Here is a 17,829-nt window from a genome sequence, read left to right as displayed (position 1 = left end):
TTACTTTATGTTTTCAGATTTTGAACAATCTGAAGGCAAAACTAGATAAAGCGAGCTAACCATAAGACTTTATTTAGTAAAGATACCACTGCGGAGTGGTAGTTCAGTTGGTTAGAATACCGGCCTGTCACGCCGGGGGTCGCGGGTTCGAGTCCCGTCCACTCCGCCATCTATTTAAGAAACCTTAGCAGAAATGCTGAGGTTTTTTGCGTTTAGAAAGGTACATTCAACCTACGGTCGAACGAGTCCCGGTCGTGTGCGACCCCAGCTGCTCCGCCATTTATTTGAGAAACCTCAGCAGAAATGCTGAGGTTTTTGCGTTTAGGAAGGCACATTCAACCTACGCTTGAACGAGTCCCGGTCGTGTGCGACCCCAGCCACTCCGTCATCTATTTAAGAAACCTCAGTAGAAATGCTGAGGTTTTTTGCGTTTAGGAAGGTATATTCAACCTACGGTTGAACGAGCCCCGGTCGTGTGCGACCCCAGCCACTCCACCATTTATTTAAGAAACCTTAGCAGAAATGCTGAGGTTTTTGCGTTTAGGAAGGTACATTCAACCTACGGTCGAACGAGTCCCGGTCGTGTGCGACCCCAGCCGCTCCGCCATTTATTTAAGAAACCTTAGTAGAAATGCTGAGGTTTTTTGCGTTTAGAAAGATACATTCAACCTACGGTTGAACGAGTCCCGGTCGTGTGCGACCCCAGCCACTCCCCCATTTATTTAAGAAACCTCAGTAGAAATGTTGAGGTTTTTGAGTTTTAGAGCTACGTAATCAACTTGTGGTCGAACAAATCCAGTCGAGTGTAACTGCAATAGCCCTATCACTTACTAGTATGCCAGGTCGAATAGAGTGGGCTTTTGTCATTATGAACTAATGTATTTTATCTATAAAAAAGCTCCAGTAGCCGTCTTTGACTCATAATAGTTACTCAATTTGATAGTTCCATTTCCCTTAAAGTTTCTGCTCGACATACGGTATTAGCTGATATAGTCTGGACATATAGACGTCTAAACGCTTTAGGGAGAAAGTAAGATGCCCATTAAGATTCCTGATCAATTGCCAGCTTTGGATACGCTAAGGCATGAAAATATATTTGTAATGCCAGAGTCTCGCGCAACGACGCAGGAAATACGCCCACTTAAAGTACTCATTCTTAATTTAATGCCGAAGAAGATTGAAACGGAAACTCAGTTTCTTCGCCTATTATCAAATAGCCCATTACAGATAGACGTAGAGCTATTAAGAATTGATAATCGACCAAGTAAGAATACGCCAACAGAACACTTAGATACGTTTTATCGTCAGTTCGAAATGGTGAAAAACAAGAACTTTGATGGGTTAATTATTACAGGTGCACCATTAGGGCTCGTTCAATTTGAAGATGTTATCTATTGGGAGCACCTTCAAACAATCATGAACTGGGCAAAAGAGCATGTAACCTCAACATTATATGTATGTTGGGCTGCGCAAGCTGGTTTAAAGCTACTGTACAATCTGCCTAAACGCACTCGGAAAGAAAAGTTGTCTGGAGTGTATCAGCATCAAGTCTTGCAACCCTACCACCCTGTTCTGAGAGGGTTTGATGACACTTTCTTAGCACCACATTCTCGATATGCTGACTTCTCACCAGAATATTTATCGGAGCATACAGACTTAGATATTTTGGCTACATCGGATGTTGCCGGTGTTTATCTTGCGACAACGAAGGATAAGCGAAATGTATTTGTCACCGGACACCCTGAATATGACTCTCACACATTACATAACGAATATGTGAGAGATCTAGGGGAGGGGATGGAGCCACCGATTCCTGTCAATTACTACCCAAACAACAACCCTGATAACAAACCTAATGCCAGTTGGCGAAGCCACGGACATTTGTTATTTCTAAATTGGCTAAACTACTGTGTTTATCAGCAGACACCATATGACTTGTCTCTTTTTTCGGAAGCTAATTTTACGAAAGACGAAGAATAAATCGCTATAAAATTCGGGCAGCGTAATCGCTGCCCTTTGTTTTTATTCTTCTTTTTTGGCTTTCTCTATCATTGGGGTAATAGTGGAGCCCTGTATAAGAATGGAAAATACAACAACAGAATAAGTCATCACGAGAATGATCTCTTTTACGTCAATCAGCTTATCAGGAATCACCAAAATACCAGGAGGAATAGATAGAGCCATTGCGAGAGCTAGCCCTCCTCTAAGCCCTCCCCACGTGAGAATTTTTACTGACCAAGAATTGTAGCTACGGTATCGAGTGAAGCCTAAATAAGAGAGCCAAACACTCAAATATCGACTGGTCAAAACAAGGGGGATGGAAAATGCCATTAGGATCCAATCTTCGTGATGGAATTCAAACAGAAGCATAGACATACCGATAAGTAAGAATAAAACACCATTTAAAAATTCATCGACTAACTCCCAGAAATGATCTAAGTGCTCTTCACTTTCTTTTGAAAAGCCGATAAATCGAGTCCAGTTGCCGATCATAATCCCCGAAACCACCATGGCCAATGGACCGGATACGTGAATTACATCTGCAAAGGCATACCCTGCAGTCGGAATTCCTATCGTTAATAAGAGCTCCATAGAATGATCGTTGGTAGCGCTGATTAAATAATGGAATAGTAATCCAAGGGCAAAACCATATACGACGCCGCCAATAGCTTCTTGAGCAAACAGTAAAGTAACGCTTGTTATAGTAGGGGATTCCGTACCAAATGCCATGGTATAAAGCGTGACAAAAATGACGAGACCAAATCCATCATTAAAAAGGGATTCACCTTCAATTTGAGTTGAGATGCGTTTGGGAGCATCAAGCTTTTTCACGATGGCCAGCACCGCAATGGGATCGGTTGGTGAGATAAGAGCTCCGAAAAGCAAACAGTATACGAGATCGAATTGAATACCAATTACTTGACAGAATAGGTAGAGCGCACCGCCAATAAACGCCGTTGAAAACAATGTGGCACCAAGCGCTAAAATTGTAATTTCCCACTTTTGATCTTCCATATTAGGAAGCTTTATTCCCAATCCACCGGCAAACAAAAGAAAGCCTAATACGCCTTTGAGCAAAAACGCTTCAAAATTAATTGTACTCATTGTTCCAGCAGCGACTTTGGTTAAGTGAAACCAATCGTTTTGACCTGCAATAATAATAAATAGCGATAAGATCAGCGCACCTGCGGTGATGGCTATTGTTGTCTGCATCTTTCCTATCTTACTGTTTATAAATGCGATCAGCATTGCAGCTGCGGAAAGAAAGCACAGGGTGTAATAAACAGACATGACCTAGGGTATCCCAAATGTAACAAAATGTGTGATTGGCGGATTTTCCTCCTACTTTTGCACAATATCAAATACTTTTTTTGCTCATCTATTTAGCAAAAAAGCAGCAGTGATAGATCGATAATTTACTGGTTTGGACGTCTAGATTTCTATTGGATGTATGGTAGGATGAGAGCAAAGATAAGGAATGAGGCTGTAGTGTGGCTGGAAGCAATTTAAGACAACAAATCGAACAACAACTTTCCCGAAGAATTATGCTCATCGATGGTGGTATGGGTACCATGATTCAGGACTTAAAGTTGGAAGAAGAGGATTATCGTGGTGAGCGCTTTTCCGATTGGCACTGTGATTTAAAAGGGAACAATGACCTTTTAGTTTTGTCTCAGCCTCAGCTTATTAAAGACATACACAGTCAGTATCTCGAAGCAGGTGCTGACATATTAGAAACCAACACATTCAATGCCACCACCATTGCAATGGCTGACTATGATATGGAAAGCCTGAGCGAAGAGATCAACTTCGAAGCAGCGAAGCTGGCAAGAGAAGCTGCTGATGAATGGACGGCAAAAAACCCAGACAGGCCACGCTATGTTGCTGGCGTTCTTGGTCCCACTAACCGAACGTGTTCGATCTCTCCAGATGTAAATGACCCTGGATATCGTAACGTGAGTTTTGACGAGTTAGTCGAAGCGTATTCTGAATCGACGCGCGCACTCATCAAAGGTGGTTCACACCTTATTCTTCTTGAAACAATTTTTGATACGTTGAACGCTAAAGCATGTGCATTTGCGGTTGAATCTGTATTTGAAGAAATGGGCATTGAATTGCCCGTTATGATTTCAGGTACGATAACCGATGCATCTGGTCGGACACTTTCTGGTCAAACTACGGAAGGTTTTTACAATGCGCTAAGACATGTTAAGCCCATTTCATTTGGTCTGAACTGTGCGTTGGGGCCAGACGAACTGCGTCAATACGTTGAAGAACTTTCACGTATTTCAGAGTGCAGTGTGTCTGCTCACCCGAACGCGGGCTTACCTAATGCGTTTGGAGAGTATGATCTATCACCAGAAGATATGGCTGAACATATTGGTGAATGGGCGAGAGCTGGGTTCCTTAACCTAGTAGGTGGGTGCTGTGGTACTACACCAGAACACATTCGCCAAATGGCACTAGCCTGCGAAGGTGTTCCTCCTCGTAAGTTGCCTACCATACCTGTGGCATGTCGTTTGTCTGGTTTAGAGCCTCTGACGATAGCGAAAGATACCTTATTCGTTAACGTAGGTGAGCGGACTAACGTAACAGGTTCAGCACGCTTCAAGCGCCTTATCAAAGAAGAGCTCTATGATGAAGCGTTAGATGTCGCGCGTCAGCAAGTTGAAAACGGTGCGCAAATCATCGACATCAACATGGATGAAGGGATGCTAGATGCGGAAGCTTGTATGGTTCGTTTTTTGAACCTTTGTGCTTCTGAGCCAGAAATATCCAAAGTTCCGATTATGGTTGACTCCTCTAAATGGGAAGTCATCGAAGCGGGTCTAAAATGCATTCAAGGTAAAGGTATTGTTAACTCGATTTCCCTAAAGGAAGGGAAAGAGAAATTCTTGGAACAGGCTAAGTTAATTCGACGATACGGTGCCGCTGTGGTCGTAATGGCGTTTGACGAAGTCGGTCAGGCTGAAACACGTGAACGCAAGCTTGAAATCTGTACCAATGCCTACAATATTCTGGTTGGCGAAATTGGTTTTCCACCAGAAGACATTATCTTTGACCCGAATATTTTCGCGGTCGCAACGGGTATAGAAGAGCACAACAACTACGCGGTCGATTTCATAGAAGCAGTTGGCGATATCAAACGAAAATTGCCACACGCTATGATTTCAGGTGGTGTGTCCAACGTTTCTTTCTCTTTTAGAGGTAATAACTACGTTCGTGAAGCCATCCACGCCGTGTTTCTATACCATTGTTTCAAGAACGGCATGGACATGGGTATCGTTAATGCTGGTCAACTTGAGGTTTACGATAACGTCCCAGAAAAGCTTCGAGAAGCGGTTGAAGACGTGGTTCTAAACCGTCGTAATGACGGTACAGAGCGTTTACTTGATATTGCAGCTGAGTTTGCCGGAAAGGGCGTAGGTAAAGAAGAAGACGCTTCAGCACTTGAATGGCGAAGCTATCCTGTTGAAAAGCGTTTGGAACACGCTTTAGTTAAAGGGATTACAGAATTCATCGTTGATGATACGGAAGAAGCCCGCCAAAATGCGACCAAACCTCTTGAAGTGATTGAAGGTCCTCTAATGGACGGCATGAATGTAGTGGGTGATCTGTTTGGTGAAGGTAAAATGTTCCTTCCTCAGGTAGTAAAATCGGCTCGTGTTATGAAGCAGGCCGTTGCACACTTAGAGCCTTATATTAACGCCTCTAAACAAGCAGGTTCGACAAACGGAAAGATACTGTTGGCGACTGTAAAAGGGGATGTTCATGATATTGGTAAGAACATCGTAGGTGTTGTATTACAGTGTAATAACTATGAAATCATTGATCTCGGTGTGATGGTTTCTTGCGAGAAGATCCTTAAAGTCGCCAAAGAAGAAAACGTTGATATTGTTGGACTATCTGGTCTTATTACTCCCTCTTTGGATGAAATGGTTCATGTTGCCAAAGAAATGGAGCGACAGGGCTTTGAACTTCCACTTCTTATTGGTGGTGCAACGACTTCCAAAGCTCATACTGCGGTAAAAATTGAACAGAATTATCACAAGCCCGTGGTGTACGTGAATAATGCCTCACGTGCGGTTGGTGTGTGTACTTCTTTGTTATCTAATGAGTTGTATCCAGGTTTTGTTGAAAAGTTGGATGCAGATTACGTTCGAGTTCGTGACCAGCACAACCGTAAGAAGCCTAGAACTAAACCTGTGACCGTCGAGAGAGCGCGAGATAATCGAGTCGCGATTGATTGGAGGAATTATACACCGCCAGTACCAGCTAAGCCTGGTGTCCACGTATTTGAGGATTTTGAAATATCCACGCTACGTCAATACATAGATTGGACACCTTTCTTTATGACGTGGTCGCTGGTAGGTAAATACCCTGCAATATTTGAACATGAAGAAGTGGGTGAAGAAGCACAGCGATTGTTTAAAGATGCCAATGATCTGTTGGATCGCGTTGAAAGAGAAGGCTTGCTAGAAGCTCGAGGAATGTGTGCTCTGTTTCCTGCCGCAAGCGTTGGGGATGATATTGAAGTGTACACGGATGAAAGTCGAACAGAAGTTGCTCACACGCTTTATAACCTTCGCCAGCAAACCGAAAAACCCAAAGGGTTTAACTACTGCTTGTCTGACTATATCGCACCAAAATCCAGCGGTAAGAAAGACTGGATTGGTGCATTTGCTGTAACCGGCGGTATTGGGGAGCGAGAGCTCGCTGACGCGTATAAAGCGCAAGGTGACGATTACAATGCCATTATGATTCAAGCGGTAGCAGATCGATTGGCAGAAGCATTTGCTGAATATCTCCACGAGCAGGTACGAAAAGAAATCTGGGGCTATGCAAAAGATGAAGATCTTGGTAATGAAGATTTGATCCGTGAAAAGTATCAAGGTATTCGACCTGCACCGGGCTACCCCGCTTGTCCTGAGCACACCGAGAAAGGTACGTTGTGGGAAATGCTTAAAGTTGAAGAGGCGATCGATATGTCACTGACCACGAGTTACGCGATGTGGCCTGGAGCGTCAGTGTCGGGTTGGTACTTTTCACACCCAGATTCCCGTTATTTTGCCATTGCGCAGATCCAAGAAGATCAAGCAAGAGATTACGCAGAAAGAAAAGGATGGGAGTGGGAAGAGGCTGAAAAATGGCTTGGCCCCAACCTTAACTGATAAATACGTAAAAGAATGGAAAAGGGTTGGTAAGTACTAACCCTTTTTTGCCTGAAGGTTACTTTTCAAAAAGCTCTTGATGGAGTGCTTGTACGGCTTTCTTAGACACAGATTCGTGCAATAAGAAACAAAGGTTGTGGGCACTTGCTCCGTAGCAGATCATACGTAAATTGAAGTCTTCCAGCGTACTGAATACCTGTTTCGCGTAGCCTTTGCTCTCTTTCATATTGTTTCCAATTAGAGCCACTAAACATAGATTATGTTCTATATCTACAGTACATAGTTCTTCCAGCTCGCGCTTAGCTTCAGCAGGCAACTCTGGTGCTCCACCACTCGTATTGGTTTGATCAAGAGTGAGCGAAACGCTGACCTCGGATGTGGTTATTAAATCAACCGAGATTTTGTATTTAGCGAGAATTTGGAACACATCAGCAAGAAAGCCGTATGCTTGGAACATATTTGGGCTACGTAATGTCACCATGGTTTGATTGCAGCGCAATGCTAGTGCACGAAATAGGGGGGCACTCTCTACTTGTTGACGAATCCAAGTTCCGCCTTTCTCTGGTGCTTTTGATGACCCAACAAAAACAGGTATTTGGTGGCGAAGTGCTGGCAGTAAAGTCGATGGATGTAAGATTTTGGCACCAAAATTAGCCATTTCTGATGCTTCGCTGAAGCTGATTTCTGGAATTGGGCTCGCTTTAGGTGCGATTCGTGGATCAGTGGTGTAGATACCTGGGACGTCTGTCCAAATTTCAAGACCTGCTGCTTCAACTGCTTCTGCAATCAATGCGGCACTGTAATCACTGCCACCTCGCCCTAATGTAGTGGTGTTTCCATCCTCATCTGAGCCGATAAAACCTTGTGTTACCACCACCTGCTGGTGACATAGCGGAACCAGTTTCTCTTGTGCCAGTCGAGAAATCTCTGTTAATTCCGGTTGCGCTTTTCCATGGACTGAATCGGTGCGCATGACATCACGAATATCAAACCGGACGGCATCAATGCCTCGCTCTTTCATTATTTGAGTCAGAATGTGCGTAGACATGAGCTCTCCGCATGACACCAAATGATCCGTCAGCTTCTCACTTGATTGGAATGATGCCGCTTCAGCAGCACTCGCAACGGAATCTAAAATAGTATGGACTTGTTTTTCTGCATGCGCAGGATCTGCAAGCTGATCTAAAATTTGATGATGTATATCTGTGATCTGCTTAATTAACTCTTGACGCTTACTTGCTTCTTGAACGCCATTCGCAAGTTCAACAAGTAAGTTTGTCACGCCTGAGCAGGCGCTGCTTACAATCAACCGCGTATTCGGGTTGTTTTCTATTATCGTGCTACAGCGGCTCATTGCCTCAAAGTTTGCAACACTGGTTCCGCCAAATTTCGCTACATTAAATGCGCTAGTAGCTTTGTTCTCGTTCAAAGCACTGTCTCCCAAAATACGTCCAAGAATAACGACACAGTAGTCAAAGGGACTACTTAACATCCGATGTTGAAGAGAGATTACGTAGAGCAGAGGGAAAGCATAAGAAAGGAATGCGCACCTCAGAAGCTCTTCACCTTGTTGGTGACAGTCGGTAGGATTCAACCTACTCGCCCGATGTGTAATTCACCCGCAATGAATCATCATCTCGGCACTGCTCCCCCTGAGTGAAGTGTATTGGAATTGGGGTTCCACACCACACCTGCCTGGGCAATGCTCCTCTTCTGCTAGAAAGCCCGTTTATTGAACGGTTTTATGACCAAAATGTCAATCACAAAGCGTGAATTTGTTATTTTGTGATATTGGCTATGTAAAAATTGCGTTCTAGACGCTCGACCTAAGCCTATTTGATGCATTAGAGTAAAATTTGTACAGTAAGACTTGTATACAATTTTTTAAACCTACAATTACAATAAAATGAGAACATCTATGACAATAACAAGCTTTAACCCACCAAGACGCATTTTAATGGGACCAGGGCCATCGGATGTGTATCCTGAGGTTCTTCAAGCGATCAGTCGCCCGACGGTTGGTCACCTCGATCCGTTGTTTATCAATATGATGGATGAGCTAAAGCATCTTTTGAAATACGCCTTTCAAACAACGAATGAATTCACTATCGCGATATCGGCCCCTGGCAGTGCGGGTATGGAGGCCTGTTTTGTCAATTTGGTTGAACCCGGTGACAAAGTAATTGTGTGTCGAAATGGTGTATTCGGAGAGCGTATGAGAGAAAACGTTCTGCGCTGTGGCGGTGATGCAGTTATTGTCGATGATGAGTGGGGGGAGCCGGTAAGCGTACAAAAAGTGCAAGCCGCATTTGACCAACACCCTGATGCTAAGGTACTTGCATTTGTCCACGCTGAAACATCGACAGGTGCTTGCTCTGATGCCCAAACTCTTGCCAGTATTGCTAAGCAACATAGTGCGTTGACGATAGTCGATGCGGTTACGTCTTTAGGTGGTGTACCATTGTACGTTGATAAGTGGGGGCTTGACGCTGTCTACTCTGGCAGTCAGAAATGTTTGTCGTGTGTGCCCGGATTGTCGCCGTTAACCTTCTCTCAAGCAGCCGTTCATAAGATTACGCAGCGTAGTACCCCCGTGCAGAGTTGGTTTTTAGATCAGAGTTTAGTTTTGGGTTATTGGAGTGGCGAAGGAAAAAGAAGTTATCACCATACTGCGCCAGTGAATAGCTTATACGCACTTCATGAAGCGTTACTGAAGTTAAAAACGGAAGGGCTTGAGGGCGCATGGGCAAGACACAAAGCGATGCACAACAAGCTTAAAAGTGGGTTAGAAAACTTAGGGTTTGAATTTGTCGTCGAAGAAGATTCACGTTTACCACAGCTGAATGCCGTATACATACCTGAAGGTATTGATGAGGCTAGCGTACGTGCTACTTTACTTGAAAAATACAACCTAGAGATAGGGGCTGGGCTTGGAGCTCTAGCGGGTAAAGCTTGGCGAATTGGATTAATGGGGTATGGAGCACGTGAAGAAAATGTAGCACTCTGTCTCAAGGCGTTAGAAGATACGCTTTAGACTATTGAGACCGTTGTATTCATCGCTAAAGTCGCTTATTCAGCGGCTTTTTTTGATTCATCATGATTTTCAGTGATAATTGCTTGCGATGCCTTTGAGTATCGTACTTTTGAGAAATCAAGTTTTGGGAAAAGGTATTCAGCTTCTTCTTGAATTTGTTTCGCTTTGCTTTCGTTGCCCATCCCTCTATACGCCACGATCAGATTATTGTAAAAAGCTGGTCTCGGCTTTCTTTGTATAATATCTTGAGACCACTCAATATAGGGTTCGATAAGTGTATTGTCTTTCGTAAATAACCCTATGGTTAGGTATGTGCTGTAAATATCCCAATTGTATCTGTCTTTCCACGCAACAGGGTTACTGACTTTTTCTAGGATACTAGGGTTTCTTGGCTGCGATTTTTCAAATTGGGTAAGTACGTAATTTGTGTGCAGCGTACTGAGCATATAGAACGTGGTTAAAATGGGTAACACTAGACTGGATACCCTCAGCGTAATTTTACTGACGACGCTAAAATTCACTGCTTTGTATCGAGCTGTTCTTTGATCGAGCCAATATAGCAGAATGATGAATGTCATCCAGTGAATGGCAGAGTGATAAAACGGATACTCTAATTGACTGTGGACAGCAATTGGAACAAAGAGCGCTAAAAGTCCCAGTTTGGTTCCTTTTCGGGCTGATGAAGCCTTATAAATGATATATACCCCAGCCAATAGAATTGCGACTATCGTAACCACACCGCCTTCTACTCCCCATAACATAAGCTCATTATGAGGGTGATCCAATGCTGCTACTGCTGGTGGGTAATCACTATTTAATTGATGTTGCCTCGCAGTGTACAAAACATAGGAAGATTCAAAATGACCGTACCCATACCCCGTAAATGGCTTCTCGATGATCATATCGATGGCTTGTGGGAAAAAAACTGTTCTTACACTATCTAAATGCTGTTTATCTTTTAAAAGATTGTCAAAGTTGGATTCAGTCAATTGAGGAACAGTAAGACCAAGTAATATGCCAACGACAATGGATGTTAGCCAAGCGCAGACTCTTTTGGGAGTAGAAAATCTTATTAAATAAGGTATGACCAGTAATGATGCGAGTGTTGCCCCTAGCCACCCTGTTCTGGAAGCAACTATAACAAGCAACGATACGCTGAGTGCCGGTACGGAAACAAGGAAAATCAATTGCCCCAATTTCCGTCTGTATTTTTGAGGTTGTCTCGCAAGCAGGTAACCAGAAAGGACTAATCCCGTTGCTAAAAAGCTGGCAAGAACATTTGGTTGCTGAAAAATGCCATAAGGACGGTTAGCTACCGTGTTGTACCCCAATATGTTATCGGGCTCTAGGGCAAGGAACTGTACGTATCCGTAGAGACCTTGTAATACAGTGGCAATGAGAATAAACCAAAGTAAGCGCTGCTTTTGCTTGTTCGTAAATTGAAACTGTTGAAGGACAAAAAATAAAATTAGTCCAGACCATAACCCCAAAATTCGACCTGTAGACTCTTCTAGAATGGCGTTGGGGAGGAATATGGGGATGGTAAGAACTGCACCACATAAAAGAAGCACTACACCGAGTTTGGAATAACGAATCTGGTAGCGGTGTGATATCTGATAGAACCCTAGTGCTAGAGCAAAAGAAAGCCCTATCCAAGTTGAAGGGTTAAATGATAAAGCCAACCCTGAACCACCCGGATTTGGCATAAAAACATTCATGGCAACTAAAAACGTACACGCAATTACGATTAAAAATTTCCGATTGAGTGGTGTTCGGGTTTTATTGGACTCGAGCTGTGATCCTCGGACGAGCAGAGTTGCCATATTTGAATGTTTCCTTAATAGATTTCAACGGTCTGCAGCCAGACCGTTGAGTGATACTATCATTTTTCGTTTTAAAGCATAGACTTTAAGAAGCGAGCCGTATGGGAACCTTTAACTTTTGCGACTTCCTCCGGAGTTCCTTGCGCAATAATTTCACCGCCACCTTGTCCACCTTCTGGTCCTAGATCGACGACCCAATCTGCGGTCTTGACAACGTCCAGATTATGTTCGATAACCACAACGGTATTCCCATGATCTCTCAGGCGATGTAAGACCGTCAGCAACTGCTGAATGTCATGGAAGTGCAGACCCGTTGTCGGTTCATCAAGAATGTACAGTGTTTTACCTGTATCTCGTTTAGAGAGCTCTCTGGCTAATTTTACTCGTTGAGCTTCACCGCCTGATAGTGTGGTCGCCGCCTGACCAAGTCGAATGTAAGACAAACCGACGTCCATTAATGTTTGAAGCTTTCTTGCGATGACAGGTACAGGGTCAAAGAATTCACGTGCGTCTTCGACAGTCATTTCCAGCACTTCATCAATGGTTTTACCTTTGTATCGAACTTCTAATGTTTCTCGGTTGTAGCGTTTACCCGTACAAACATCACAAGGTACATAGACATCAGGTAAGAAGTGCATTTCAACTTTAATTACCCCATCCCCCTGACAAGCTTCACAGCGTCCTCCACGAACGTTAAAGCTGAAGCGACCTGGCTTATATCCTCTGGCGCGTGATTCTTGAGTGCCTGCAAAGAGCTCACGAATAGGCGTAAATATACCCGTGTATGTTGCTGGGTTTGAACGTGGTGTTCGACCTATTGGGCTTTGATCGATATCGATGACTTTGTCGAAATGTTCAAGCCCAACGACTTTTTTGTAAGGTGCAGGAGTCGCAATACTGGCACCATTAAGCTGAGTTTGTGCAATCTTGTAAAAAGTATCATTGATTAAGGTAGATTTACCCGATCCCGATACACCTGTAATACAGGTGAAGAGCCCTACTGGAATGGATAGATCGACATTCTTAAGATTGTTTCCAGAGGCACCAAGCAGCTCAACTACTTTTTTCGGATCCATTGGCGTACGATCCTTAGGAACCACAATGGATTTTGCTCCGCTGAGGTATTGACCTGTGAGGGAGTTTGGATTGTCGAGAATAGCTTGCATATCGCCTTCTGCAACCACTTCGCCTCCATGAACACCAGCTCCCGGACCAATATCAATCACATGGTCAGCACAGCGTATGGCATCTTCGTCGTGCTCGACAACCAAAACGGTATTACCTAAATCTCTCAGGTGTATCAGCGTTTTTAACAGCCTTTCATTGTCTCGCTGGTGAAGACCTATGGAAGGTTCATCCAGAACATACATAACGCCAACTAAGCCAGCACCGATTTGGCTAGCCAGTCTGATTCTTTGAGCTTCACCACCTGATAAAGTCTCGGCGCTTCGAGAAAGGTTGAGGTAATTAAGACCAACGTTGACTAGAAAGTGCAGTCGGTCGTTGATCTCTTTCATCACCTTATCGGCGATCTTAGCTTTTTGACCTGTCAGCTCGAGGTTTTGAAAAAACGACATCGCATCGCTGATGCTCATTTCAGCAACGGCAGGTAATGGCGTATCTTCGATAAACACATTACGCGCTTCAGTGCGAAGCCTTGTACCGCCACAGGTACTACAAGATTTGGTTGAAATGTATTTGGAAAGCTCTTCACGAACAGAGTTGGATTCAGTGTCTCGGTATCGGCGTTCTAGCGTATTGAGAATCCCTTCAAATGGGTGCTTCTTCGTTCGGCTATCACCTCGATCATTGATGTAGGTAAATTCAATTTGAGTTCGACCAGAGCCTCGAAGCACTACATCTTGAAATTTTTTCGGCAATTTGTCGAAAGGTGTGTCTAAGTCAAACCCGTAATGATCAGCAACGGACCCCAGCATTTGATAGTAGTAATAATTTTTTCTATCCCAGCCTCGAATTGCGCCATCCGCAAGACTGATGAATGCGTCAACGATGATTCGGCTAGGATCAAAAAACTGCTGTACACCCAAGCCATCACAAGTAGGGCATGCGCCAGCAGGGTTGTTAAATGAAAACAGCCTTGGTTCAAGTTCCTGCATGCTATAGCCACAGTGCGAACAGGCGAAATTAGCAGAAAAAATGATGTCTTGCTTGGATGAGTCATCCATATCGCATACTGAGGCAATGCCACCAGACAGTTCTAATGCCGTTTCAAACGACTCGGCTAAACGTTGCTGAAGGTCGCCTCGTACCTTAAACCTATCTACAACAACCTCTATTGTATGTTTCTTATGAAGCTCCAAAGTTGGAGGATCAGACAGATCGCAAATATCACCATCAATTCGTGCTCGAATAAAACCTTGTGCGGCTAAATTTTCTAATGTTTTAACATGCTCCCCTTTTCGTTCTTTAACGATGGGGGCAAGCAACATCATTTTGCTGCCTTCTGGCAGTTCCAATACCTTGTCGACCATTTGGCTAACCGTTTGAGCTGCCAATGGAGTTTTGTGCTCAGGGCAACGAGGTTCACCTACACGTGCGTATAAAAGTCGAAGATAATCGTATACCTCAGTAATCGTGCCTACGGTCGATCTTGGGTTGTGAGACGTTGATTTTTGCTCAATCGAAATGGCAGGGGATAAACCTTCAATATGGTCAACATCCGGTTTTTCCATCAATGAAAGAAACTGGCGAGCATAAGCTGATAAAGACTCGACATAACGGCGTTGCCCTTCTGCATAAAGAGTATCAAAGGCTAAAGAAGACTTTCCTGAGCCAGAAAGCCCAGTAATGACAATTAACTTGTCTCGTGGAATAGTGAGGTTTATGTCTTTGAGGTTGTGGGTTCTAGCGCCACGTACATCAATGGTGTCCATCTGCTATGCTCTTGTGTAATTGATAGCCACAAGTATTACATAGACTTATTTTTGTGCAAAGAAAAAATACTGGATAAAATAACAGTATTCAGCTTGAGTACTGTTACTTAATCCAGCAAAGAAGACGTTATGCTTTGTGAGTCGAGTGTTTATCTAACTCTGTCTTCTTTTTATCTTTTTGGTAAAGGTTTTCAAAGCAGTAGTTTGTCGCTTCGATGTATCCTTCCACACTGCCGCAGTCGAACCTTTTACCTTTAAATTTATACGCCAGAACACAGCCTGATTTCGCTTGTTTTAGAAGGGCATCGGTAATTTGAATTTCCCCACCTTTGCCAGGCTCCGTTTGTTCGATAAGTTCGAAAATGTCAGGAGTCAAAATATAGCGTCCGATGATGGCTAAGTTACTTGGCGCTGTTCCTGCTTCTGGTTTTTCCACCATATCATCAACACGGAATAGATCGTCTTTGATCATTTCACCAGAGATGACACCGTATTTATGAGTCTCATCTTCTGGTACTTCTTGTACCGCAACAATTGAGCAGCGAAATTGCTTGTAAAGAGCAACCATTTGAGCCAAGACGCCTTGTGATTCGTTTACACAAAGGTCATCAGCAAGCACAACAGCGAATGGGTTGTCACCAACCAACTCTTTGCCAGTTAAGATTGCGTGTCCTAAGCCCTTCATTTCGCGTTGGCGGATGTATGTGAAATGAGCCGACTCAATCACGTTTCGAATGTCGACCAGCAATTCTTCTTTGTTGGTGCCGTTTATTTGGTGCTCAAGTTCGTAGTTTTTATCGAAATGATCCATGATGGAGTGCTTACCACGACCAGTCACAATACACATACCATCCATGCCTGCTTCGATCGCTTCTTCTACGCCGTACTCTATGAGGGGTTTACTCACGATTGGCATCATTTCTTTGGGCATCGATTTTGTTGCAGGTAAGAAGCGCGTACCGTAGCCAGCTGCAGGGAACAAACACTTTTTAATCATAATCTATCCTAATTGAATTATTTGGTTCCTAAAATTGTGCCTAACTTTACCATGGTCGCTGTGTGAATCGAACTGTAAAAATTGAACATTTTTAAGAAGACAAATGTTGTTTAGCCCACGCCATTGCTTGAATGCGATTTTTAACATCCAGTTTCTTAAAAATATTATATAGGTGTGATTTTATAGTGTGCTCACTGATAAAAAGCTCATCAGCAATCTCCATGTTGGAAGCACCGGTTTTAAGGCTTTGCAGAACATCAAGTTCTCTGCGGGTCAATTCAACATCAAATGCGGGCTTATGACTGATCATTGCCGTTTGATAATAGTCCACCATTTGAGTCATCGTATCTCGTGGTAACCAACTTTGACCATTCGCTATGCACTCGACACCCTTGCAGATATCATCTTGTGTGTCTGTTTTTAAGAAATAACCATACAGGCAGCGCCACTTTAGTATTTCAGAAAGCGTCATTTTCTTATCAACATTTAACAATATGGTGTAAACCTTTTGGGGGAAGCTAAAAAGTGCTTCTTGAAGCATGGCATCATCCAAAACCTGCGCTGTATCGATTAGGAAAAGAAGAGGATTAATGGTTTCATCAAGGCAATGAACATCTTTTGCTGTAACGGCTTTCGCTTCTTTACCTATTTTGCTGGAGAGTTTTGGTAGCAAAGTCTTTGAAAGAAGCGTGTGACCTTGGCTGTTATCAGAAACCAAGAGAATAGCAGGTGATAGCGGTTTTTCGTTCATGTTTGAATCCATGGCCAAAAGGTTCACGATGAAGTATTCATCAAGATTATAAAATAGTTTGAATATCTAACGTTCAAAAATAATTTATCAATCATTTTTTATAAAGCAAAATGGCGGTTACTGGCTTCGTTTCTTGTAGAGCATCCCAAAATGGAAATGCAGAGGATAATATTTTAAGTAATTGATATTTATAATAGTGATGTGAAATTAGACAGTCTCTAAAAAAGAGTAGAATGATCCAATATCTCATTGCGATTTCATGTGCTTATCTGCCATGATGATCGCATACAAATAACGTTGACACTCAAGTTGCTCCCAGTTGAAAGACTCTAACCCAAGAGGTAACTTGGGACTATAATTTTAGTATGTAGGTCTTGATTTGAGCATTGCTGATATCATGGTATCCTTGAGCGTTAAATTTTAGTCGAAGTGAATTTTAGACGGAGCAAAACATGGCTAGCCGTGGAATAAATAAAGTTATTTTAGTGGGGAATTTAGGTAATGACCCAGAAATCCGCTATATGCCTAGCGGCGGTGCTGTGGCAAACATTACCATTGCGACTTCAGAATCGTGGCGTGATAAAGCGACAGGCGAACAGCGTGAAAAAACAGAATGGCATCGTGTTGCTTTGTTTGGAAAACTGGCTGAAGTAGCGGGTGAATATTTGCGTAAAGGCTCGCAGGTATACATTGAAGGTCAATTGCAAACTCGTAAGTGGCAAGATCAAAGTGGTCAAGATCGCTACACAACAGAAGTGGTTGTTCAGGGCTTCAATGGTGTAATGCAAATGCTTGGCGGTCGCCAGCAAGGGCAAGGTGCTCCAGGTCAAGGCATGGGACAGCAGCAAGGAGGTTGGGGGCAGCCACAACAGCCAACGCAACAGCAGCAGTCTTATCAACAACCTGCAGCGCAACAGCAGCAGTCACAGCCGCAGCAACAAGCGCCTCAACAGGCTCAACCTCAATACAATGAGCCGCCAATGGATTTCGATGACGATATTCCATTCTAGAGATTTTCAGAAGAATAAAACAAATCTCAATCTTTGAGCATTTCGTAATATTCAACAAAGCCGCGAATTTTCGCGGCTTTTGTTTAGGTTTTTCATCGAATAACTTGTGTATCATCCATTCCCTATTCACAATATACCCAAGTAACCT

At 43.3% G+C, this 17,829-nt stretch carries 10 protein-coding genes, 1 tRNA gene and 1 riboswitch; of the genes, 5 read left to right on the top strand and 6 right to left on the bottom strand.

The window, feature by feature from the left end; genetic code table 11:
• Positions 1-92: 92 nt before the first annotated feature.
• Together VPNCDNU1_RS09235 and metA are read left to right on the top strand one after the other, a co-directional pair.
• Positions 93-169 (top strand) — tRNA-Asp (locus VPNCDNU1_RS09235).
• Positions 170-1,035: 866 nt separating this feature from the next.
• A complete protein-coding gene (gene metA / locus VPNCDNU1_RS09230; RefSeq protein ID WP_101115574.1) occupies positions 1,036-1,980 on the top strand; it encodes a homoserine O-acetyltransferase MetA in 945 nt (314 codons plus the stop codon).
• Between the two features lie 42 nt (positions 1,981-2,022).
• Here metA and VPNCDNU1_RS09225 read toward each other — a convergent pair whose 3' ends face one another.
• A complete protein-coding gene (locus tag VPNCDNU1_RS09225; RefSeq protein WP_104400071.1) occupies positions 2,023-3,291 on the bottom strand; it encodes a cation:proton antiporter in 1,269 nt (422 codons plus the stop codon).
• 254 nt (positions 3,292-3,545) lie between these two features.
• Here VPNCDNU1_RS09225 and metH point away from each other — a divergent pair, with 254 nt between their 5' ends.
• Positions 3,546-7,172, top strand: a complete 3,627-nt coding sequence (metH, locus tag VPNCDNU1_RS09220) for a methionine synthase (RefSeq protein ID WP_237324111.1) — start codon at positions 3,546-3,548, stop codon at positions 7,170-7,172.
• A 58-nt stretch (positions 7,173-7,230) separates the two neighbouring features.
• Here metH and lysC read toward each other — a convergent pair whose 3' ends face one another.
• Complete coding sequence (gene lysC / locus VPNCDNU1_RS09215) at positions 7,231-8,601, bottom strand: lysine-sensitive aspartokinase 3 (RefSeq protein ID WP_104400077.1); 1,371 nt, start codon at positions 8,599-8,601, stop codon at positions 7,231-7,233.
• 118 nt (positions 8,602-8,719) lie between these two features.
• Positions 8,720-8,893, bottom strand: a riboswitch (Lysine riboswitch).
• 197 nt (positions 8,894-9,090) lie between these two features.
• Here lysC and VPNCDNU1_RS09210 point away from each other — a divergent pair.
• A complete protein-coding gene (locus VPNCDNU1_RS09210; RefSeq protein ID WP_104400069.1) occupies positions 9,091-10,206 on the top strand; it encodes a pyridoxal-phosphate-dependent aminotransferase family protein in 1,116 nt (371 codons plus the stop codon).
• Between the two features lie 35 nt (positions 10,207-10,241).
• On the opposite strand, the gene VPNCDNU1_RS09205 is transcribed toward VPNCDNU1_RS09210, so the two are convergent.
• The 4 genes from VPNCDNU1_RS09205 to VPNCDNU1_RS09190 form a co-directional block, all read right to left on the bottom strand.
• Positions 10,242-12,029, bottom strand: a complete 1,788-nt coding sequence (locus tag VPNCDNU1_RS09205; RefSeq protein WP_104400068.1) for a PglL family O-oligosaccharyltransferase — start codon at positions 12,027-12,029, stop codon at positions 10,242-10,244.
• 71 nt (positions 12,030-12,100) lie between these two features.
• Entirely contained in the window at positions 12,101-14,923 is a 2,823-nt protein-coding gene (gene uvrA / locus VPNCDNU1_RS09200) for an excinuclease ABC subunit UvrA (protein ID WP_104400067.1), read from the bottom strand.
• A 127-nt stretch (positions 14,924-15,050) separates the two neighbouring features.
• Entirely contained in the window at positions 15,051-15,920 is an 870-nt protein-coding gene (gene galU / locus VPNCDNU1_RS09195; protein ID WP_104400066.1) for a UTP--glucose-1-phosphate uridylyltransferase GalU, read from the bottom strand.
• A gap of 91 nt (positions 15,921-16,011) precedes the next feature.
• A complete protein-coding gene (locus VPNCDNU1_RS09190) occupies positions 16,012-16,671 on the bottom strand; it encodes a LuxR C-terminal-related transcriptional regulator (protein WP_167404756.1) in 660 nt (219 codons plus the stop codon).
• 452 nt (positions 16,672-17,123) lie between these two features.
• Between VPNCDNU1_RS09190 and VPNCDNU1_RS09185 the strand changes: the two genes are divergently transcribed.
• A complete protein-coding gene (locus tag VPNCDNU1_RS09185) occupies positions 17,124-17,681 on the top strand; it encodes a single-stranded DNA-binding protein (protein WP_104400064.1) in 558 nt (185 codons plus the stop codon).
• Positions 17,682-17,829 lie beyond the last annotated feature (148 nt).

It is taken from the genome of Vibrio penaeicida (genome assembly GCF_002933855.1).
GTDB classification, from domain to species: domain Bacteria; phylum Pseudomonadota; class Gammaproteobacteria; order Enterobacterales; family Vibrionaceae; genus Vibrio; species Vibrio penaeicida_A.
Note: the sequence above shows the minus strand (reverse complement) of the source record. Positions and strands in the feature narration are given on the sequence as shown.